At 55.6% G+C, this 22,230-nt stretch carries 15 protein-coding genes; 5 read left to right on the top strand and 10 right to left on the bottom strand.

Translation table 11 applies throughout. The features are described 5' to 3' along the window. Window positions 1–10: 10 nt before the first annotated feature. Entirely contained in the window at window positions 11–595 is a 585-nt protein-coding gene (locus tag AC2FIT_RS05720; protein WP_496827500.1) for a TetR/AcrR family transcriptional regulator, read from the bottom strand. Between the two features lie 179 nt (window positions 596–774). On the opposite strand from AC2FIT_RS05720, the gene AC2FIT_RS05715 reads away from it, so the two are divergent. Next, window positions 775–1,884, top strand: a complete 1,110-nt coding sequence (locus tag AC2FIT_RS05715) for an alkene reductase (RefSeq protein ID WP_496827498.1) — start codon at window positions 775–777, stop codon at window positions 1,882–1,884. 162 nt (window positions 1,885–2,046) lie between these two features. Here the strand turns inward: AC2FIT_RS05715 and AC2FIT_RS05710 are convergent, their stop codons facing one another. The 4 genes from AC2FIT_RS05710 to AC2FIT_RS05695 are packed head-to-tail and all read right to left on the bottom strand — an operon-like array spanning window position 2,047 to window position 5,957. Continuing rightward, on the bottom strand, window positions 2,047–2,697 hold the full coding sequence (locus tag AC2FIT_RS05710; RefSeq protein WP_068333074.1) for an ABC-type transport auxiliary lipoprotein family protein: 651 nt from the start codon (window positions 2,695–2,697) through the stop codon (window positions 2,047–2,049). After that, window positions 2,694–4,010, bottom strand: coding sequence for an MlaD family protein (locus AC2FIT_RS05705; RefSeq protein WP_496827496.1), 1,317 nt, complete (start codon window positions 4,008–4,010; stop codon window positions 2,694–2,696). The genes AC2FIT_RS05710 and AC2FIT_RS05705 overlap by 4 nt, the downstream gene beginning before the upstream one ends. Before the next feature lie 5 nt (window positions 4,011–4,015). Beyond that, window positions 4,016–4,831: an ABC transporter ATP-binding protein gene (locus tag AC2FIT_RS05700; protein WP_496827494.1), complete on the bottom strand. Its 816-nt coding sequence runs from the start codon at window positions 4,829–4,831 to the stop codon at window positions 4,016–4,018. 1 nt (window position 4,832) lies between these two features. Then, complete coding sequence (locus tag AC2FIT_RS05695; protein WP_496827492.1) at window positions 4,833–5,957, bottom strand: MlaE family lipid ABC transporter permease subunit; 1,125 nt, start codon at window positions 5,955–5,957, stop codon at window positions 4,833–4,835. Between the two features lie 259 nt (window positions 5,958–6,216). Between AC2FIT_RS05695 and AC2FIT_RS05690 the strand changes: the two genes are divergently transcribed. The 4 genes from AC2FIT_RS05690 (at window position 6,217) to AC2FIT_RS05675 (ending at window position 12,461) form a co-directional block, all read left to right on the top strand. After that, a complete protein-coding gene (locus AC2FIT_RS05690) occupies window positions 6,217–7,749 on the top strand; it encodes an alkaline phosphatase family protein (protein ID WP_496827490.1) in 1,533 nt (510 codons plus the stop codon). Window positions 7,750–7,824: 75 nt separating this feature from the next. Then, on the top strand, window positions 7,825–9,723 hold the full coding sequence (locus AC2FIT_RS05685) for a PAS-domain containing protein (RefSeq protein WP_496827489.1): 1,899 nt from the start codon (window positions 7,825–7,827) through the stop codon (window positions 9,721–9,723). Then, on the top strand, window positions 9,720–10,421 hold the full coding sequence (locus AC2FIT_RS05680; RefSeq protein WP_496827488.1) for a response regulator transcription factor: 702 nt from the start codon (window positions 9,720–9,722) through the stop codon (window positions 10,419–10,421). Before AC2FIT_RS05685 ends, AC2FIT_RS05680 begins: the two co-directional genes overlap by 4 nt. Window positions 10,422–10,694: 273 nt before the next feature. Then, window positions 10,695–12,461 (top strand): ABC transporter ATP-binding protein, encoded by a 1,767-nt coding sequence (locus AC2FIT_RS05675; protein ID WP_496827486.1) that lies wholly within the window; start codon window positions 10,695–10,697, stop codon window positions 12,459–12,461. Window positions 12,462–12,530: 69 nt separating this feature from the next. On the opposite strand, the gene AC2FIT_RS05670 is transcribed toward AC2FIT_RS05675, so the two are convergent. The 5 genes from AC2FIT_RS05670 to AC2FIT_RS05650 are packed head-to-tail and all read right to left on the bottom strand — an operon-like array spanning window position 12,531 to window position 22,023. Beyond that, window positions 12,531–13,841: an HlyD family type I secretion periplasmic adaptor subunit gene (locus tag AC2FIT_RS05670; protein WP_496827484.1), complete on the bottom strand. Its 1,311-nt coding sequence runs from the start codon at window positions 13,839–13,841 to the stop codon at window positions 12,531–12,533. Next, window positions 13,825–15,972 carry a type I secretion system permease/ATPase gene (locus AC2FIT_RS05665; RefSeq protein WP_496827482.1) on the bottom strand — a complete coding sequence of 716 codons (2,148 nt, stop codon included), beginning with the start codon at window positions 15,970–15,972 and terminating at the stop codon, window positions 13,825–13,827. The genes AC2FIT_RS05670 and AC2FIT_RS05665 overlap by 17 nt, the downstream gene beginning before the upstream one ends. After that, the gene (locus AC2FIT_RS05660; RefSeq protein WP_496827480.1) at window positions 15,969–17,315 is read right to left on the bottom strand and encodes a TolC family protein; all 1,347 of its coding nucleotides are present in this window, start codon (window positions 17,313–17,315) and stop codon (window positions 15,969–15,971) included. Before AC2FIT_RS05660 ends, AC2FIT_RS05665 begins: the two co-directional genes overlap by 4 nt. 7 nt (window positions 17,316–17,322) lie before the next feature. After that, window positions 17,323–18,141 (bottom strand): SapC family protein, encoded by an 819-nt coding sequence (locus AC2FIT_RS05655; protein WP_496827478.1) that lies wholly within the window; start codon window positions 18,139–18,141, stop codon window positions 17,323–17,325. A 60-nt stretch (window positions 18,142–18,201) separates the two neighbouring features. Beyond that, window positions 18,202–22,023, bottom strand: coding sequence for an adhesin (locus AC2FIT_RS05650; protein WP_496827476.1), 3,822 nt, complete (start codon window positions 22,021–22,023; stop codon window positions 18,202–18,204). Window positions 22,024–22,230: the final 207 nt, after the last annotated feature.

Below are 22,230 nucleotides of genomic sequence, written 5' to 3'. Positions count from 1 at the left end.
ATATTTCCGTCTAGGTTTTGATAATTGCGCCATCGGCCACCGCATCAAGCCAGGCCAGCATTTGTTGCACTTCTTGTTCAAGGAACGGCTCGTCGGGATAGGCGTTGGCAAGGGTTGCCGCACCTTGGCTTCGCGCCAGAATATGCATGGCCAGTGCATCGGCATCCTCTTCTCTGCCCATTTCCTTGAACCTCCGAGCCAGCCAGACTCGGAACAGATCGAACAGATCGCGCGCACCGGACTCGCCGGGATGGTTCAGCTTTGACAATTCCAGAAACAACGTCCCGACGGGGCACCCGTAGGAGCGGATCTTTTGGTTGTTCATCAACAAGATTCGGATGAAGTTTGCGACGCACTGTTTAGGGGAATGGCCGGCTTCGACCCATCCTCCCAGCATTTCTGACCTGTCGCGAATTCGACGCTCGATAACAGCATCCAGAATCTCATCCTTGGTCTTGAAGTGGTAATAGAAGTTGCCGCGCGAGATTCCCACGACGCTTGCAATATCTGCGAAAGACGTAAAGTCGAACCCGCGTTCATAGATCAGCTTGTCCGCAGCGGTTACAATCTTTTCGCGCGTATCCGATGCTTTCATGCCCGCGTCCTTCCAAGCTTGACCATAATACAGTCTGAACCGAACTTAGTTGTTGTAGTGGGTATTAGGTCTACTGTCCTAAGGAGTCAATCGTTAAAAGTATTTCAAAATAGAACTTTACAAACCTAGGACGCTTGACCTATTAAAAAAATAGGACAAATGACCTAAGAAAGATGACTATGACACCCAACTTGTTCTCACCCACCCAAATCGGCGATCTGAAACTTCGCAATCGAATGGTAATGGCACCGTTGTCGCGTAGCCGCGCAACCCCCGAGGGCGTCCCCACCCCCCTTATGATCGAGCACTATCGGCAGCGCGCATCAGCCGGTTTGATCATCACAGAGTCTGCACCCGTATCGCACCAAGGGGTTGGATACCCATGCACACCCGGCCTGTACACGCCCGAGCAAACCGCAGGATGGTTGCGCGTCGTGAATGCAGTCCATGCGCAAGGCGGCCGAATTTTTGCGCAGCTGCAGCATTGCGGCCGGATTTCGCACAATAGTCACCAACCCAACGGCTGCGTGCCCGTCGCACCATCTGCCGTCTTGCCGGATGGCGTTGCGTTTACCGCGACGGGATATCAACCTTTTGAAACACCACGGGCTTTGGAAGTCGGGGAAATAAAGGATGTTATCGCGCAGTATCGGCAAGCAGCCGAGAATTGCTTGGCGGCTGGCTTCGATGGAGTCGAGGTTCATGCCGGAAACGGCTATTTGATTGATCAATTCCTGCGCGATGGCACGAACAAACGCGAAGATGCCTATGGGGGAAGCATCGAAAACAGGATGCGTTTTTTGAACGAAGTTCTTGATGCTGTGACTGACGTCTTACCGGTAGGTCGGATCGGTGTGCGGCTATCGCCGGAAAACACCTTCAACAGCATGTCGGATTCTGATCCGCAACGGCATTTCGAGGAAATTGTCGCCGTCCTCTCTGGAAGAGGTCTGGGTTATCTTCACGTACTGGAAACCAGCATGGATTTTGGTGGGCATGTTGCTGGCGCATCCAGGACTATTGATTACGGCAAACTGCGTAAGCTTTTCTCTGGCCCCTATATTGCCAACAATGGCTACACCAAAGAACGCGCGGAAAAGGCCATTCAGAGCGGTCACGCCGACCTGATCTCGTTCGGAGCCGCGTTCCTTTCAAACCCGGACTTGGTACGCCGCTTTAAGGAGGGGTTGCCGCTCAACAAGGTTGATAAGTCGACTTTCTACAAGGGCGGGTCGACGGGTTATACCGACTATCCACAGTTCGTCAGGGAATTCACAAACGCAGCCTAGCGGCCAACCACATGATGCCTTGAGGCCTCTCAAAACACTTGGAATCTGAGCCGGGGTGCCGGCTCAGTATCCGACTGCAACATAAGTTCCGTCTGGTTCATGATGTGCGTTTCACGCTGCGGACGCAAAGGCCTCTTGGCAAGATGGTGGGCGCTGGTGGCTTCAGCTTTGCCGAGGGTTGTTGGCGGCATGGGCGCTGATCCTGCGCACGCTCCATTCGACGGCATCCCGCATGGTTCTACCCAGAGCGTCGTCAAACGCCTTGACCAGATCCGGGGTTTGGTCGCTGGCCGAAACCACATACTCGCGGAACGAGTTGGATGCGATGATCTTGTCGTCAAACTCGTCAATGATCTTGATATTGATGCGAACTTCGACCCGAATGGTCTTGGTGCCTTCGGTCTCATTAACCACCAGCCCCTGGAATTCCCGAATATCAGGCGCGATGACGTAGTCGGGGCGCAAACCGACCGTTGACCGGCCCACGGCCGCCACCTTGCCACTGTTTTCATAACTTTCGACCAGCAACGCCTGAACGATCAGCGGCGCGCGATCCACCCAGCGGGCGCGCGGCAGGTATTGCACCTGAAACGGCGTCGGCTGGATTGCGATCTGATCCGTGTTGACCGCAGCCGTCGCCGTCGGTTCCTGTACCACGATCTGCTTTTGAACACGCGGCAAAGCCGAAGAAAATGTGCTTTTGGGCGTCAGAAGATACAGGTCGTTCGGCTTGGACGCCTGCCGCAGTGTTCCCAGACCTGCGCATCCCCCAAGCGACACAAGGGCAAGGACCACAAGAAAATGCCTTATCATTGGCCAAACTCCGATGCTTGTGTGCCCAGAAGGAAACGCGCGGGATCACGTTCAACTCTGTCGACCAGGCGATCCATATTAATGACCAGCCGTTGCGACTCTTCGATAAAGCGGGTGAATTGCGGCAGGCCGACTCGCAAAAAAGTCGATAGCTGGCGTCGATTGTCCTGCACTATGGCATCTATCGTTCCCAACAGTTCTGAGGCTGATTGTGAGGCGCTGAGTACATCGGCCGAGATGTCATCCAGCCGTTCGGTGACATTCTTCACGGTCGCAGAAACCTCGTTGGCCGCTGTTCGGATATCGTCCATCACGACACCGACATCTTCATCAAGAATCCTGTTGGCCGAGTCAAAGGCGCGCTCGGCGGCGCTGAGCGTGCCTTTCGTCGAGTCCATCGCAACCGTTATCGAACCAAGGGTGCTGTTTGCATTCTCGAATGTCTCGGTAATGACGTCCAGCGACATCTCGGCCTCATCCGTCAGCACGTTCAGGTCTTCAGCCAGGGTTGAGGCCCGGTCGATGAACGGTTTTACATCGTCTTGTATCACCTCACCCGCGCTTTCAATCACAGTTTTTGCACTGTCCAAAGCCGCAGTGGCAGAGTCAGACGCTGCTTTGACGCTTTCCAGTGTGTCGTTGCCTGTGTTTAGTGTTGTTTCAGCGGTCTGTACCAGATTATCCAACCCATCGGTGAAATCCCCGATCTTCTTGGCAGCGCCGCTTAGATCCCCGGATAGGCTCTCAAAATCAGAAAGTGTCCTGTCCAACCGCCCCGAGGCTGCGCCGAGATTGTCCAGAATGTTATTGACCCTCTGGCGGTTTTCTTCGTCGACGACGGCATTCAGGTTTTCCAACAAGGTTACAGCCTCATCCAGCACCTTGGGTGCGCCTTCGAACAGCGACTGGATGGCGCTGCGTCTGCTTTGGATGACACTGTTCTGGGGCAGCCGTTCACCAGTGGCGGACCCGCCGGTCAATTCCACATAACTGACGCCGGTCACACCCAGGGATTGCAGCTGTGCAATCGTGTCCTCGGTCACCGGGATTTCCGCGTCAATCTCAAGCCTGACCCGCACTTTGGATGGGTCGTCATCGTCGAGGGTCAACGAAATGACTTGCCCAACCGGCAGGCCATTAAAACTTACGCCGCCTGCTGCTGAAAGTCCCGAAACGTTGTCAAACAAAACGTCATAATAAGCGTATTGTCGCGAGACCTCGAACTTTGCGAGCCATAGGAAAAATCCGAATGCCCCGAGGATACCCGCAAGGGTGAAAGCGCCGATCAGGATGTAATTCGCTCGGGTTTCCATGATCTCTACCTATCGTGCCCCTTCTCTTGCGCTGCGCGCGCCCGGGGGCCGGTGAAATACTCTTGCACCCAAGGATGGTCGACTTTGGTCATTTCTTCAATCCGCCCCTCAACCAGCACGCGTTTTTCTGCTAGTACGGCAACGCGGTTGCAAATGGCATACAGGCTGTCCAGATCATGCGTCACCATGAAAACCGTCAATCCCAATGCGTGCTGCAATTCACCGATCAGCTCGTCATAAGCAGCGGCTCCAATGGGGTCCAATCCGGCGGTGGGTTCGTCCAGAAATACGATTTCGGGATCCAGCGCCAGGGCGCGCGCCAGAGCAGCACGCTTGCGCATGCCACCGGACAGTTCTGATGGAAATTTCTCGCAGCTGAGTTGCGGTAACCCCACCAGGCTGATCTTCAGGCTCCCCAAAGCCTGCATCAGCTTTTCGCTCAGCCCGGTATGTTCGCGTAACGGGGCCATGACGTTCTGCAATACGGTCAGAGAGGAAAACAGCGCCCCGTCCTGAAACGCCACACCCCAGCGTTTTTCTATCCTGCGCCGTTCTTGTTCGGGGCCGTTCAGTGCGTCGACACCCAGCACTTCGATACTGCCAGCGGCGGGTTTGTTAAGCCCGACAATCGTGCGCAATAAAACCGACTTGCCTGTGCCCGAACCGCCCACGATGCCCAGCACCTCGCCCCGCCAGACATCCAAGTTCAGGTTCTGGTGAACAACCTGCGACCCGAACTGGTTGGTCAGGTTGCGCACACGGATCACTGCCTCGCGCTGAGTATCGGTGCCCGAAGTCTGCTGCAGCACGGTCCCGTCCATGTCAGATATCCAACGTCGCGAAAAAGATCGAGAACAGGGCATCCAAGGCGATGACCATAAAGATTGATTGAACCACAGATGCCGTCGTTCTTTGACCAACGCTCTGAGCCGAACCTTTGACCTGCATCGCCTGCCAGCAAGCAATTACACCGATGACGACAGCGAAGAACGGTGCCTTGATCATGCCGATGGCGAAATGCCAGATGCCCGTGCCTTCCTTCAAACGGGTCACAAACATGCCTGGGCTGATGTCAAGGTCGATCCAACTCATCAAGCCTCCACCGATCAGGGCGGCCATATCAGCAATAAATCCAAGGATCGGCAGCATGATCAGCAAGGCCACAACTCGCGGGATCACCAGCACTTCGATTGGGTCCAGACCCAGCGTGCGCATGGCGTCAATCTCTTCCTGCACTTTCATCGAGCCGATGGATGCGGTGAATGCAGACCCAGAGCGGCCCGCGACAATAATGGCGGTCAGCAGGATACCCAGTTCGCGTAAGACCGAGATCGAGATCAGCTCAACCACAAAAATCTCGGCTCCGAACTGTTTTAGCTGGGTCGCGCCCTGAAACGCCAGCACAACGCCGATCAGAAACCCCATCAGGGCAACGATGGGGATGGCTTTTAATCCGACCTCTTCCATCTGCGACACCAATGCCGCCTGACGCAGTCGCCATGGCATAACGATCGTACGGGTCAACCGGTGCAATGTCAGACCCAAAAAGCCCAGCATGGACATGGTGTCCTTCCATGCTCCGGCTGTGCGTTCACCGACGGCAGCTACCCAATCGACAAAGCTGCGGGGTTGGACCTCGGTACCCGGTTCGTCCGGAATATTCTCGGCCACCGTGTCAAGCAGGGCGGATTGTGCAGGGCTTAACCCTTCAAACCGGATCTCAGCGCCAAGTTTCCGCGAGCGACGCGCCAGATCGGCAATCAACCACGCGCCGCCAGTATCCAACGCCTCGACCTTGGACAGATCAAACGTAATGTTGCCCCCTTGCGGCTGAACTGCGGCAAAAGCCTGTTCGACGGTGTCCAGCGATTGGGTCAGCATCTCACCCGAAATACGCAGGCAGACGCCATCTGCGTCACTGTCCGAATGTATCATGGGTTGCGTCATGGGTGTATGTGATGTGAAACAGCGCCTTGCTGCAACGCATTTTTAGAATGTTTGAGGATTCGTCGCCGCGCATAGGCAGTGGTGTAACAATTTGTGCCCGGCCCGTGCCTGTTTAAACACCCATTTCGACCGAGCTGTTTTCCGAAGGGCGCAGAGTTTAGGGTCACCCAAAACTCAGCACACCGAAGCGCTTGTGGAGACCAGAGAACCAAGACAGGGTTTGCGGCAGGAGCACAGTGTTAGAATCAGAGTTGGCAGAATGCAGAAACCGGGAAATATTCTGTTCATTATCATTGATCAGTTGAGGGCGGATTGCCTGCACGGTGCGTTGGCGGCCCATGTCGATCTGCCAAACCTGCGCGCGCTTCGGGGCGAAGCCGTCAGTTTTGACCGCCACTATTCCGTCACCAATCCCTGCGGGCCGTCGCGGGCCTCAATCCTGACCGGGCAGTACGCGATGAACCACCGGTCCGTCCGCAATGGCACGCCACTGCGGCACGACACGCCCAATCTTGCAACTGAAATGCGCAAGGCCGGCTACCTGCCCATGCTGTTCGGTTATACCGACACCTCTGCCGATCCCCGCGTGCATGATCCGAACGATCCGGTTCTGAAATCTTATGAAAACCCCATGGCAGGATTCGATGAATTTCTCGAAATGCGGTTAGAGGAATCCTATCCCTGGCGATCGCATCTGATGAGGCGGGGCTACCGCTTTGACACCTATTGGGATGTGCACAAACCGACCGCCCCCAACGGTGGTACGCCGCGCCTGAACGACCCGGCCCTTTATCGGGCCGAAGACAGCGACACGGCGTTTTTGACGGACGCGTTTCTCAGCAGTATTGCGGCCTACAAAGACCAGAACTGGTTCGCTCATCTAACCTATATCCGGCCACACCCGCCGCTTGTCGCGCCCGCGCCTTATAACGATATGTACGATCCAGCCGCGCTGCCTGAACCGGCCGGGTTTCCTGATAAGGCCAAGGAACTGGCCATGCATCCCTTCTTTGGTCCGGCAATAGACAAGCAAACGGCTGCGGATGTCGTCCTGGGTTTCGAAAGCGTTGATCCCAATGTTGAGAATATCCAGATTCTGCGATCCGTTTATCTGGGGCTCGCGACCGAAGTGGATCACCATATCGGGCGCATCATCCAGTTCCTCAAAGAAAGCGGTCAATACGACGACACGCTGCTGGTGGTCACGTCAGATCACGGAGAGATGCTGGGTGATCGCCACAGCTGGGGCAAAATGACCGTTTATGACGCGGCCTATCATACGCCTTTGATCATCCGGCTGCCAGGTAACGAAGCGCTGTCAGGATCGGTGGTAACTGCACCGACCGAGTCGATCGACATCACTCCGACTATTCTGGAATGGGTCGGTCAACCTGCCCCGAACGCAATGGACGGGCGGTCATTGATGCCCTTGTTACAAGGCGAGGAACTTGAAGACTGGCGCGGCTATACTTTCAGCGAATTGGATTTCGCCGATCCTGAAGCCCCATCGGTGTGGCAACAAAAGCTGGGAACAGGCTTCAGCGAGTCGTGCCTGGGCATTCTGCGCAACGAGCGCTTTACGCTGGTCGAGTTCGCCGCTGACCTACCGCCACTGTTGTTCGATCATGAGGGCGAAGGAGAATTGCAGAATGTTGCGGACGACCCGGCCTATGCCGCGGACTTGGCGCGTTTAGGGCGGCAGATGCTGCGACATCGGATGCGCAATATGGATCACACGTTGTCGCTGCATTCGCTAACGCCGGACGGCGCAAAATCCAAACCGCGTTACTAACGCAACCTGCGGTGTTCTTGCCCCCTACACCCTCGATTAATCCAATGCTACGCATAACTTGTCGGGAGGGCGAAGTTGGACATTACAGATCAACAGATAAAGTCTATGACAAGCGCGGGCTTGAACCTGATCGGACAGGCGCTGTCGATCTATGACAGTCAGCTGCGCCTGGTGGTTAGTAATCGCCGCTTTCAGGATATGTTTGATCTGCCGGATGAACTGGTTCAGCCCGGAGCGTTGTTCGCCGAAACGATCCGCTATCTTGCGTCACAGGGTGAGTACGGCACGGATATCAACATAGAAGAAGCCGTCAATCAGCGCGTTCAACAGGCGCTGACCTTTGAGCCGCATTACTTGGAGCGTGTCCGGGCAAATGGCTGCGTGATCTCAGTCGAAGGTGCGCCGCTACCCAAAGGTGGATGGGTGTCCGTTTACACCGATATTACAAGCACCAAAAAGGCCGAGGCACTGCTGCGCGCGCGTTCCGAGGTGCTGTCAGGCCAATTGCTTGTCCGGGCCGAGGAACTTGCTGCCGCCAACCGGAAGCTTGCCGCAACAAACACAGCCCTCGAGGAAGCAAAACGCCAACTGATCGAGATCGAAGCCCGGACCCGTATGACGACCGAAATGATGCCGGCCCATATCGCGCATCTAAATTCCGACGGGCGGTATGATCATTCCAACCGCCGTCTCAGCTCGGTCATGCCGGGCCGCCCGTCCGAAATCCTGGGCATGCATATCTCGGAAGCACTGGGCGCTTCGGCTTTTGCCCGCGTCGAACCCCACTTGCAAAAAGCCTATGGCGGCGAAACGTCAGTGTTTGAGTTTACCGAGGATCAGGATTCGCGCCGTATCCGCGTTTCGTTTTCTCCGGATGAAGAGGGCGGCGTTTATGTCATGTCGGTCGACATCACCGAGGAAACGCAAGCACGTGTGGCCCTGCAACAGACACGACGCCGGGCAATGGCGGCGCAAATGACCAGCGGTTTGGCGCATGATTTCTCGAACCTTCTGACTATCATTTTGGGCATGCAGTCCCGACTGGAAAAAATGGATCTTCCCACAGAGGCGCATGAACTGGTGGCCGCGACCCAAAAAACCGCCCGACGGGGTGGACAATTGCTAAACCGGATCGCGGATATGACCGGAAACCGAACGTTTCAGCCCAAAGCAACCGATATGCGCAGCTTGTTGGAAGATTTGCGTGTTCTCGCCTCACCTTCTTTGCCGCGCGGTGTCGGCCTATCGATGGTAAACACCCTGCCGGACGAGGCGCTGCTGTTGGATCCGGGCATGGTTCAGGACGCGCTGTTGAACCTTGTTCTGAATGCACGCGATGCATGTGGCGGGTTCGGACAAGTCACAATCAGTTCGCATAAGATTGGTGACATCTGGATCGAAATCTCGGTCTCGGACACGGGGCCGGGATTTTCAAAGGAAGGGTTGGAAAAAGCGCTGAACCCATTCTTTACGACCAAGGGCAGCAAGGGCTCGGGGCTAGGTCTGCCGATGGTGTACGACACTGTAAAACTGGCGGGCGGCGATTTGAGCCTGCGTAACACGCCTTCGGGTGCGATGGTATCAATGCGTTTGCCTTATCGCCCTGCTCCGCCAATTCAGGACGGGTTGGTTCTGCTGGTCGAAGATAATGACGATCTGCGCGGGCAGTTCCGTGACATGCTTGTGGAGTTGGGGTTTTCCGTGATCGAGGCCACATCCGTCGACGAAGCGCTGGCCCTGACAGCCGATATACAGGATATCGCCTTGGTGTTGTCGGACATTCGGCTGGAAGGGCAGGGAACCGGCCTTGAGTTGCTGGCACAGCTTAAACCGGGTTTGCAGTGTATTTTAATGACGTCTTTGCCGTTTTCTGACCCGTTGCACCAGCAGGCGCTGACTCTGGCCCCGGTCCTGAGTAAACCGTTCACCCGTGCGCAACTGTCTGCACTAATCCGTACCGAGGCCCCCTCATGACGCAACCGTTGATCACAATTGTCGATGACGAACCAGAAATTCGTCGCGTTCTGACCGATGCTTTGGAAGAGGCAGGATTTCGTACCCAAAGCTTTGCGCGGGCAAGGGAGTTTGAGGCTGCGCTGAAACGTGTGACGCCGGATGTGTGTCTGGTTGATCTGTCTTTGCCCGATACGGACGGGCTGGCGCTTGTGCATCGACTGGCGTTAGAGCGGGGGGCAGCTGTGATTATCATCTCTGGCCGGGCGCAGGTGCAAGACCGCGTGACAGGGCTGGAGCTTGGGGCAGATGACTATATCACCAAGCCGTTTGACCCGGCTGAGGTCGTGGCCCGCATCCGTGCCAGGTTGCGATCCCCCAGAATACAGAACTCTCAGTCGAACGTGGCCGGTTTCAATGGCTGGACTGCGCATTTTGACCGATATGTTCTGATCGATGGTTGCGGCAAAGAAACACCGTTTAGTCATGCCGAGGGCGAAGTTCTGCGCCTGTTTTTAGACAGCCCCAAACGTCTGATCAGCCGGGCACAGATGCAAGAAGCCCTTGGCGGTGCAGCTGGAGACAGCTTTGATCGCGCGATGGATGTTCGCATCTCTCGGTTGCGGACCAAGCTGGGGGAGAATCCCAAAAACCCACGCCTGATCAAGACAATCTACGGGGCCGGGTATATATTCCTGGGTGATGTCGAATGGCGATAAAGCGCCTATAAACTCCCGTGGAACAGCTAAACATAAAAGCCGATGAGGTGAGTTTTATGTTAAAAGACAGTATTTTAGTATTAAACGGGATAAAGTCGCTCATACCTGATGTTTACCGAGTCACAGCGCGTAGACAATCTGGGCGCGGGCTATGGATTCTTGCAGCGGTCGGGCGTAACAAGCAGCAACTTGTCCAGCCGTCGTGGGTTGGTAAAGAAATAAGGCCATTACTGTGCTTCGGAAAAGAGCGTTCATAAGGTTTTGGAGAACGAAATGATCAAAAAGACCTGGGCCAAATGGCAGTCGGGCCATATTGGTCGTCTGTTGGGCGAGAGTTTCCGAAGCCAGGGTTGGCTATACGGAATCGCGATGATTGCCATGGTCGTGGTCGCCGCGACCACGGCTGGCACCGCGTGGATGATGGAAAACATCGTCAACGCGATGACCGAACCCGAGATGCGGGCTCAGGTCTTTCTAATTGCAGCAGCTGTGCTTGCCCTGTTTTTTGGCAAGGCCGCCGCGTCCTATGTTCAGGCTATTTTTCTGGCGCGGGCAGGCAACCGCATAATTGCCGTTCAGCAGGAACGTTTATATGCGAAATTGATCAAACGCGGTGTCGGCTTTTTCTCAAGGAACGAGTCGTCCAGCCTTTTGATGCGCGTCACACAGGGTGCACAGGCGGCCCGGCGTTTGGTTAATGTCATCGTAACTAGCTTTGTGCGCGATTTGCTGACATTGATCGGCTTGGTTTTTGTGATGATCTATCAGCAGCCGCTGCTTTCGGTGCTGTTTTTCGTCGTTGGCCCAGTGGCATTGATCAGCGTACGTTTCCTGCTCAAACAAGTTCGGTCGATTATGAAATCCGAGATGAAGTCACTGTCCGAGATCTACAAGGTCCTGCAGGAAACGTCGGGTGGTATCACGATCATCAAGGTCTTTGCCTTGGAAGACCACATGGCGGGACGTATGAACACCGCTGTCCGTTCGGTTGAAAAACGCGCGAATTCGATTGCGAAACTGCAGTCAATCGCCAGCCCGCTGATGGAGTTCCTTGCGGGTCTCGCGATCGCTGCCATACTTGTGGTTAGCACGATTGGCTTCGCAGGCAGCGAGCCCACGACCGCCGGTCAGTTAATGTCCTTTATCACCGCGCTGTTGATGGCGTATGAGCCGGCAAAACGTCTTTCAAAAATGCGAGTCGTCATCGAAACGACGTTGATTCCTATCGGCATGATGTTCGAATTGTTGGACGAAGAAGAGCCGATGCGGGAAAGCCCTGACGCTAAGCCCCTTGCCCCTGGTCCCGGGGAAATCCGCCTTCGGGATCTGACCTTTGGGTATGCGGGAAAACCCAACGTCATCTCGGATATGAACCTGACGTTTGAAGCTGGGAAAACCACGGCACTGGTCGGTCAGTCCGGTGGCGGTAAATCGACAATCTTCGGCCTGATCATGCGGTTTTACGATCCAGATAGCGGGGCGGTCGAAATAGATGGCCAGGATCTGCAAGGCGCAACTTTTGAGTCGTTGCGCCAAAAAATTTCCTATGTAGGGCAGGAGACGTTCCTGTTCTCAGCCTCAATCATGGAGAACCTGAGGTTCGCGCGTCCAGATGCGACAGACGACGAAGTGGTGGAAGCGGCGCGTGCGGCCCATGCGCACGAATTCATCTGTAAGATGGAATATGGTTACGACACGCAGGTTGGCGAAAACGGGGCATTTTTGTCCGGTGGGCAAAAACAGCGGCTCGCCATTGCCCGCGCGATCTTGCGCAAATCCGAAATCCTGTTGCTGGACGAAGCCACCAGTGCCCTTGATGCGGAATCCGAGACGCTAGTGAAAACGGCGCTGGAAAAGCTGACCGAGAATGTAACAACGATTGTTATCGCTCATCGGCTGTCGACGGTGCTTGAGGCGGACAAGATCGTTGTCATTCAGGAGGGTGCCGTCATCGAAGAAGGCAATCTGGACACCCTGATCGAGAATGATAGTGTGTTCCGGCAATTGTTCGACAAACAGTTCAGGCAACCAGCTTCCTAAGGGAGCAATCGTTCGGTGTACAAGGCCCCGTTCATTTGCCGCGCTAGAATGGGTTCCAACCGCTTTTCTCTATTCACGCAGGGCCCTGTCTTTGATTTTGACAACCGGTTGAAGCAGATACTCCATAACCGTTTTCCGGCCTGCCAGGATGTCGACTTCTGCAATCATTCCGGGGATTATTTCTACGGCCAGTCCATCGGCGTCCAACATCGAATTGCTGGTCTCAATCTCAACAACGAAAACCTCTTCGTCATTGCGCTCGGATCGTGTGATTGTGTCGGCGCCGATACGAGTGATCTGACCGTCCAATGCACCGTAACGTGCAAAGTCATAGGCGGTTATTTTGACCTTGACCGATTGTCCGGCATGCAGAAAAGCGATGTCATCCGGTCGCACATAGGCTTCGACAAGCAGAGTGTCGTTCAAAGGAACAATTTCCAGTAACTCCTCACCGCTGCGTGCCAACCCTCCGATCGTGCTGCGATGAATGCGGTTAACGATGCCGCGGACCGGAGATCTTATCTGCGCCCGTTCAGCCCGATCGCGCAGGGCGGGCAAAGCTGGCTGCAAGGCAGCAAGTTCCGTGGTTGCCAGCGCCAGATCAGTCAGCGCCGCGCTCCGAAACCGGCTGCGGGTTGCGCGGATGCGATCATCGATTTCCTCAAGCCCGGTTTTCAACCTGTTGGTTGCGGCGATGGCCCGGGTACGACGACCCTCCCATTCGGCCTCACCACGGCGAAGGGTCAGAAGCGTTGTGGCTGGCTCCATGCGCTTTTGGACCAACGGCTCCATCATAGCGCGTTCTTCAGCTAGCAAGTTGAGCGTTTGGTCCGCGGTGACACGGTCCACAAGGCCTTCTTCGTATTCCTGTTGTCGTTGCTGCCGTTGACGTTGCAGAATGGCGATTTCTGCTCTCAGCTCGGCTTGTCGCCCCTGATAGAGTGCGGTTTCTGATCGCACGACCTCAGGAGCGCCTTGGACCAGGGCCGCCGTAAACTGAAGGTCAGTACCATCAATCTCGGCCTGCAAGCGTTGAGTGCGCGCCATCAAGCCAAATGCGCGCTGCTGTTCCTGGCCCAGTTGGCTGTCGATTTGGGTTGTCTCAAACTCCATCAGCAGTGTGCCTTTTTCAACCACTTGCCCCTCACGTATCTTCAATGACTGCAGAACGCCGGGTTCAGTGGCTTCAATCACCTGAATGTCTGCCGAGGGGACAATTCGGCCGTCAACGCGGGTCACGTCGTCCAGCTCGGTCAGATGCGCCCAGAGTCCCAGTGCGCCTAGGCAAGAAGTGATAACCAACAAAAGCAAGGATCCACGTATGGGTGAGCGACCGCGCATTTCACGGGCGAGCGTGGCAAGGTCAGGATGCCGCGACATTCAGGTGCCTCCGTGATTTGCGGGCATGTTGGGAAAGCATACTTTTCGGCCCGTCAGCGCTAATGCGTCCGTTCTCGACTACAATGACTCGGTCGACGAGTTCCAACAGGCTGGTGCGGTGTGTCACTATTACCATTGTTGTGTCTTGCGTCGCTTGTTTAAGGCGTTGGATCACGTTTGCTTCGGTTTTTACGTCCATCGCGCTGGTCGGTTCATCCAGTAGCAAAACCCGAGGACGCCCGACTAACGCCCTGGCCAATGCAATGGCTTGTCGCTGCCCCCCTGAAAGGCCTTCACCCCGCTCTGTTATTTTCTGGTCATATCCACTGCGTGTATCGGCTAGAAAGTCTTCAACCCCTGCCACCTTACCTGCATGGATCAGGTCCTGATCACGCGCTCTGACAGCACCGCTTTTTATGTTTTCGCGTACAGTGCCGGAAAACAACCAGATATCCTGTAGCACGGATCCGATATTCCTACGCAAATCGCCGGGATCAATCTGACGTATATCTGCCCCATCCAACATGACCGACCCCGCACGCGCTTCGTACAGCCCAAGCAACAGGCGACCAATAGTGCTTTTCCCGGAGCCGATTGGTCCCAAGATCGCGACTTTCTCACCCGGTTCGATCGAGAATGAAACTCCGGCCAATGTGTCGTGGGGCTGATCCGGGTAAGCAAAATGCACATCCTTGAAGGTGATACGACCTTCGCAACCGTCCCGACTGACCCAGGTGCGCCCCGGCGGTTTTTCGCTTTCGGCCTGCATCAGTTCATTCAGGCTACGGTAGGCACTTCGCGCCTGATTGACGCGTGTCAACGTCTGGGCAAGTTGGCCCAATGGGGCCAGGGCGCGCCCCGTCAGCATCACCGAAGCGACCAATGCCCCCATACTGGCCTGACCGTCCGTTATCAGAAAAACGCCAAAGAAGACGATCAGCACCTGCGCAGCCTGTTGGGTGAAACCAGTCAAATTCAATGCGAACTGTGTCACCGTCCGGCTGCGAATGCCGTGAGAAGACTGGCGTTCCATCGCGTTTTCCCAGCGTGTCCTCATTTGCCGGGCGGCTGAGGTGGTTTTGATAGTCTCAAGCCCTGATACGGTCTCTACAAGGACGGATTGTTTGGATTGGCCGTCTGAGAAACTCTTTTCTGCAAGGCGCGACAACAGGGGCTGTATTGCGACACCGGTCAGCAGGACAAACGGAACAGCGAGCGCCGGGACAAGCGCCAATGGTCCGCCAACCAGGTAAATGACAAAGACGAACAGGGCGATGAATGGTAGATCAACTAATGCAACGAGTGTTGCCGAAGTGAAGAATTCTCGCAGCGTTTCGAACTCACGAACGGTACTTGCCATGGCGCCGGTGGATCCGGTTCGGGATTTCATGCGAATGTTCAAAATTTGATCGAACACGCGCCGTCCCATCAGCAGATCGGCCTTTTGTCCGGCGCGATCAATGAACCCTGCACGCAAAAGTTTCAAAACGAAATCAAACCCAAGCGCGAGGCCGACCCCGACCGTCAGAGCGATAAGGGACTCGGTGGCCTCGTTTGGCAACACACGGTCATAAACAACCATGATGAAGATCGAGGTCGACAGGCCCAGCAAGTTGGCAAGCGCTGCGGCAAGACCCACCTGTGTATAGGACCATCGGTTCGCTGCCATTGCCGACCAGAACCAGTGGCCGGAAACAGGGGCGTCGCCAGTTGCCACGTCTTCTTGATGATTGCGACGAAACAATATGGCATATCCGGTGTATATTTGCCTTAGCTTGTCTTCCGAAACTTCGCCGATTCCATCACCAAGAGCCGGATCAAATACTAAGAGGTGCCCATCTTTTGTGCGGCCATGGTAGACAATGGCCTTTTCATCTTCCAAAACCAATAACGCAGGTGCCAAGTTTGCATCAAAATCCCCCAACTTGCGTTTGCCATATCCGGCCTGCAAACCCGCTCTCTGAGAAACCTCGATGGCGTTGCGAAGGGTAAGCTCTCCTGTCGGTCCAGATTGCGCGGCATACAAAGTTGCAAGTGTTATCGGGCGGTCAAGTTGGGCCGCGACGTGTAAAAGGCAGGCTTCAAGAGGCGAAAGCTCAGCGCCGTGCGAAATGGTTTCTGGCTCTGTCATGGGCCGTCCTCACGCCATTCGATTGTTGAAATGCCCAGCAAATCCAGAATGTCGCCCGTCAGGCTAAGCGCAGCGTAATTGGTAAGAAAAAAGCTCTGCTCGGCCAGGATCAATCTTTCCTGCGCGTTTACGTAGTCTCTTTGGGCATCAAGGATTTCGATTAGGCTGCGCCGTCCAATTGTGAATTGAGCCCGCACCGCAGCCACACTGTCGGCGTTAGCTTGAATTGCAACCCGAGCGGTCTGCAAACGAACCGCGCCTGCCTGTTGATCTGACCGAACGAGTTCGAGTTCGCGACGGATACCCCGAATGATCGAGTCACGGGCGAATTCAGCCTCTTTGACCTGCGCTTCGGCGGCAGCGATCGTGGCGCGACGCTGGCCTGTGCTGTCGATTTCGTAGTTGAGCGATAGATCGACACCGAAATTTGCATCACTGGTGTTGTCCATATCGGCAAAGGCTGCCAGCTGAACCTCAGGTTGGCGTCGCGCAAGGGCAGCCGCTTGCGCCGCCTTCGCAGATAGCAACGCTGCGTCTGCCCGGCGAACCTGTGGGCTGTCTAAGACAATCTGCGCATCGGTTCTGGGCAATGAGGGTGCGGCGACAGGCGGCGGTAGCGTTGTCGGGGTGGAGCCAAAAAGCTCACGAAACTGGGCATCCGCGCGATCCATACGCGATTGGGCATCTGCCAGCCTTGTCCGCGCGTCAGCCATACGCGAACGGGCTGTCAGAACATCGGCGCTGGACCCAACACCCTGTTCCGTCCGCTCCGTAATCTGCTGCTCTAACTCTTCGAGAACCGTGACATTTCGGGCAGATATTTCCAAGATTTTGCGCCTGTCCAGAACCACGACATACGCTTCGATCGCCGAAAGCGCGAGTGCTGCAGCGGTTTGCAATTGATCGCCACGGCTTTGCAGAACACCTGCTTTCGCCGCAGCTAGATCATTCGATGCAGCACCGCCGTCATAGACAAGCTGCGAAATGCGCAGGTACGGAGTAACGTCGGCTGTGTTTGTGTCGATTCGCTCGGACCTGGCATTTACGCCTACGGAAAATTCCGGCAGGAAAGCGCCTTTGGCGGCGTCTTCATTGGCTGCAGCTACCTCAAGTCGCGTGGCACTCTGTGCCAATTCGGGACTCGACTCAACAGCGGCCCGAACACGCTGCCCAAATGCGCTTTGCGCAAGCTGAGGCGACGGAACGCTTGCCCCAACGCCGACAGATCCACGGGACAGTGACATTTCAACCCCGGTCAGGTCTGGCGTGGATGTGCACGCCGAACACAGTGTGGCAAAGCCGATAAAGAGTGCAAAACTAGCATTGCGGTTGCTTATTAGCATAGGTGCTTCACACCCCATTAGTTCCGAGAAAATCGTCAGTCGGCGCGTTAGCCATGGCGTGAAGGAAACTGGAAGTTTGTAAATTTTTAGTATATTTTTCCTGCGATTTTTCCTGCCTTAGTTGTTGCTGCGCCTGTGCTATCCACCTGCAATGCGCAAGGGAAACCTGATGCGCGTGGATCAATTGCAACGTGCCAGAATCGACCAGCCTAAGTTTTTCAGCTTGCGTCAAAGTGCTTAGTCGCTGTACCGACACTGCAAACGTTCCGGGGGCTAAGTCGATCCCGTCATATGCAGCAAGTGGTTCAAACAGCCCAAGCTTGTTCACCATTTGACAAAGGGCTTGGGTTGCCTCTCGCGCAGCTGCGCGAGCACCCAAAAAGGCTTGTACTTCTTGTAGGGCGGGTGACAAGGCACCGGTCTTGTCAAAGAACGTTTCGTCGTTTGGATCGTTGCTGATTAGGCCTGATGCTTCATCTACACATAACCTAAACATCGATTTACTATCTGACGAATCTCGCCCAACCGGTTCAGCCCGAAATGGATAGCAGCGCAAATCTGATGGAACATAGGCTGCCATCCATCGTCCATCTCGGGATACGAAAGGGGTGGGCATGTTCGCGAAGAACGACAATATAACGTGCGGCTCGAAACCAGCTTGGTCTTTTTTGAAAAAAATTGGAAAAGCCGACGCTGCCTGCAAGACTTCTTGAAGGACAATTGCGTAATCAGTGCGGTCCACCGCGAATTCGTAAGAGGTGAACCGTCTCCAGTACATACGCCCATGTCGGGTGAAAGTAACTGGAACGTGGCCATTCTGCGCCATGTTGTTCCCTGTAAAAATGATTGGCTGCCGATCAGGTTGAGCGGCAGCCGATTAAAATGGTTAAGCAGTTGCGCCGGTGGGGTCTGTATGAAGGATGTTGTCCGCACTTAGACCATTCAGGGCATCAAGCCCGCTGAAATGTGCAATCGTTTCAACCGACGCAGAATCCGCAGTAGTGTAATCGACCTTGATCAGGGCACTGTCCGACCCGTCTGTAGCCATCACAAAAAGCTCATCACCGGCCTGAATTCCAGCGAAGTTTTCAACGGCGGTTTCGATTGTGTTTTCGGACAGATCGCCTAGGACCGTTGTCAGGCCAACAAATCCGGTATCTGCGCCAACTGCGTCTCCATCGGCCAGGCTTTCAAATCCGGTTCCGTTACCACGCAGGTCCTCTGCGTTCAGCCCACTAAACATCAGCCCATCAGTCACATCGCTTGCGTCGCCGATTGTGAATCCCGTGATGGTATCAACACCGTTTGCAGCCGGATCAGCTTCGAACACAACGAGGTCGCGCCCGACTTCCGAGAGGTCAATCATATCATCCCCGTCTTGTCCGCGAATGACGTTGTCGACGGCGGTTGCAACTAACGTATCGTCCCCATTTGTGCCGATCTGGAGGACGGATGGCCCGCCTTCGGGGGTGGTGATCGACAGCTCAATAGGCTGACTGGGGTCGACTACGGTCATGTCGAACGTCACCAGAGGCTGACTGAGGTCAGTGAAAGTTGTTGCAGCGGCACCGAAGCTGATCATCGAGCCACCAATAGGGTTGGATGTAAACAAGTCGAACGACGCATTGCCTATGTCCGATCCGGTGTTAAAGGTCACAACGGATGGGTCAAAGCCGAGGTCAGCCGTAAAGTCTAAGCCGGTCGATATATCACGGTCAGCATCGGCGTAGATTGCGAACGTCAGGGTGTTTCCGCTCATCCCTGTCTGCGCAATCACATAGGCCGCCGATTCATGCGCCGCATTTTGATCTGACGCAGGCAACGAATCCGGGCCACCGGACACTGCGGCGTTCGCGGTGAAGTTCAAATCATCGCCAGCATTGATGTTGGTAAACTCTGTGTCCGGGACCGCCAGAGACCAGGTTCCATCGGCGCCAACAGTCGCGGGGCCGACCGAATTTCCGTTCAGCGTAACATCCACCATCTGACCTGCACTTAGCCCAAGCGAGGTACCGGAAACCATAACACCCGAAGCCTGTGCGTCGGCCAGCGAAACCGCATTGTTCGTTCCAACAGCGTTGATCGTCAAGATCGGGCGAAAATCCGTGGTGAACGCTGTCGCGGCCAGTATCGCCGGATTCCCTGCGAGGTCAGACACGTTGGCCGAGATCGGATAGCTTATACCGTCTGAGAGCGTGGTCAAATCAGCTGATGGCACAGTTGTGGACCAGACTCCGCCGGAAGCGGTTCCGGTATAGCTTTGACCGTTCAAAGTAACAGTAACAGTTTGCCCGTCTTCCGCGCTGGTTGTTCCCGTGATCACGAGGTCACTTGCTTGCTCGACTAAGTCCAGTTCTGATCCAACGGGTAGGGGGTCGATCGTAACGGTTGGCGCGGAAAAATCCGTGCTGAAACTCGCAGTACCGACCGCGCTGTTACCTGCTGCATCAGACACCGAAGCCGCGACTTCATAAGCAACGCCATCCTGCAAAGCGCTCAGATCTGCGGCCGAGGCGGTATAGGCCCAGCCGCCGCTGCTAACTGTTGCGGTGCCGCTGACGTCAACTGTCCCGTCGGGTCGCGTGATTTCGAATGTGATGACAGTGCCATCCGGGGTATCGGAAAGACCAGTGACAATCAGGTCTGTCCCTTGTTGCGCAGCATTCATGACAGCGCCATCCGGCACGCTTGTGATGCTAATCGACGGTGCGGTGAAATCAGTGTCAAAGTCGCCTGTGGCCTGAACGGCAGGATTCCCTGCCGCATCTGACACGTCTGCTGTGACTGACACAGTCGCCCCATCGGACAAAGCAGCCAGGTCAGCCGCAGGTACGGCGACTGACCAAGCCCCGCCGGACACCGTGGCTGTATAGGTGCTACCGTTCGTCGAAATGGTCACTGTCTGACCGTTTTCTGCAGTGGTAGACCCTGTGATGGTGAGATCGATACCCTGCTCAGTCGCGTTCAAAAAGGCACCCCCTGAGAAACTGTCGATCGACAGGATCGGAGCGGTGGCATCTTTGGAAAGAGGCACACTGGCTTGAGGTGCCACTAGCCCGTCAGCGTCTGAGACGTCCGCGGTGATGGAAAAGCTTCCACCGTCCGCAAGCGCCCCTAGGTCCGCAGCCGGTACAACCACACTCCAACTGCCGCTTGTGACTGAGCCGGTATAGGTTTGACCGTTCAGGGTGACAGTAACTTGCTGTCCGTCTCCTACTTTGTCGGTGGTTCCTGAGATGGTCAGATCCGATCCAATCTCGACAGCATTCAGAACTTCGCCGACAGACAGGGGGGAGATCGCGACGGACGGTCCCGTCAGGTCCACCGGCACCGAGGCTGAAACAGGGACTGATATGTTGCCGGCCGCATCGCTTACCGAAACACTGACCGCAGCAGGCACACCGGTTGACAACCCTCCAATATCGGCGGCTGGGATTGTTACGCTCCAAGCACCGCCAGACGCTATCGCGGAATAACTTTGACCGTCGAAGACAACCGTCACTGGCTGACCGTCAACCGCATTGGTCGATCCGGTAAGGATCAGGTCGCTGCTAACGTCGATCAGTTCAATGGACCCGCCCGCAACCGGGTCGAGTGAGATGGTGGGGGCGGTGAAATCTGTATCAAAGCTGCCATTGGCCTGCATTGCGGGGTTGCCGACTTGATCCTCGATGTCAGCAGTGACAGCAACGGTTGCGCCGTCTGGAAGGCCAGCCAGATCGGCGGCGGGAACGGTCACGCTCCACGCTCCTCCGGAAACGGTGCCCGAATAGGTCTGCCCATTGATCGTAACCGTAACGCTCTGTCCGTCTTCGGCATCTGTTGTACCGGTTACCGCCAGGTCGGTAGACTGCTCTGAGGCGTTCATCACCGGCCCATCGGAAAACCCCGTGATGGTCAGGGTCGGAGGAATTGTATCGACGTCGAATGTAAACATCTCGGTCGCCAGTTCCATGCCTTCGGAGTCGAGATTGCGAACCGTCACGGACTGAACGCCTTGCGGCAGGCTGGCGGCTTCGGATGCGCTCAGCGAAATGGTCCACATGCCTTCACTATCGGGTGTCACAGTCTTGGTGATCGCCCCGATGGTGATTTCGATAGTGTCGGTATCTGCTGGCGCAACAAAGCCCGTGCCGGCACTGCTTAGGGTATTGCTTTGCGCGCCTGCAAGGTTGAGAACCGGATAGGTCGGTGCGGCGACTGGATCATCGCTCCCTCCACCACCGCCACCAGCTGCTGCCGCTGCGGCACCAGCAAGACCAATCCCGCCCAGAGCCACGGTTGCACCACTGACACCACCTGTAGCAGCGGCAGCGGCACCGCCGGCTTCGGCAAGGCTCAACTGCACAATCTCGGAGACTGCCCCTTCGGCAATCATGATTGCGCCGCTGTCCAGCACTTGGACATTTTCGGCCGCAACGATCATCTTTCGGCCGTCCGCCAATTTCAAAACGACATCCCCATTGTCCAACAGCTTGACCGATCGCACGCCTGGAATGGTCTCTGCGAATTGAAATGCATACAGCTCTTCGATTGTGGCCTGTGCCAATGCCGGTAGCGCCAGAATCGTCGAGCCAAGCCCACCTGCAATGCTGCGCCCGGCCCATCGACGCATCTTGCCGTCGATCCACTGACGGATTTTTTGCTTACGCTCGAAATCAGGCTGAACGTCATTCGGGGTGATCTGGGTTTCAGGTGCTTTGGTCATCTTGCCCTCACGTGTGGTGTCCGCATTTGCCGGATGGATTCAGGTTTTTTCGTCTGTCTTTGCCTTCTGAGGCTCATGCGGTCCGAGTAGAAAATTTGAGACAAACTGAAGCCGAACTTCTCGTTTTTTCCACAATCCAGCTTTGGTTTCGCGCGGCGCATCAGATCATCCTTAAGTCGGTGTCAGGTGTGGTGTGGAGTAATTGAA

The organism is Ruegeria sp. YTSA135 (genome assembly GCF_059610165.1).
This window is presented reverse-complemented; position numbering and strand designations above follow the sequence as displayed.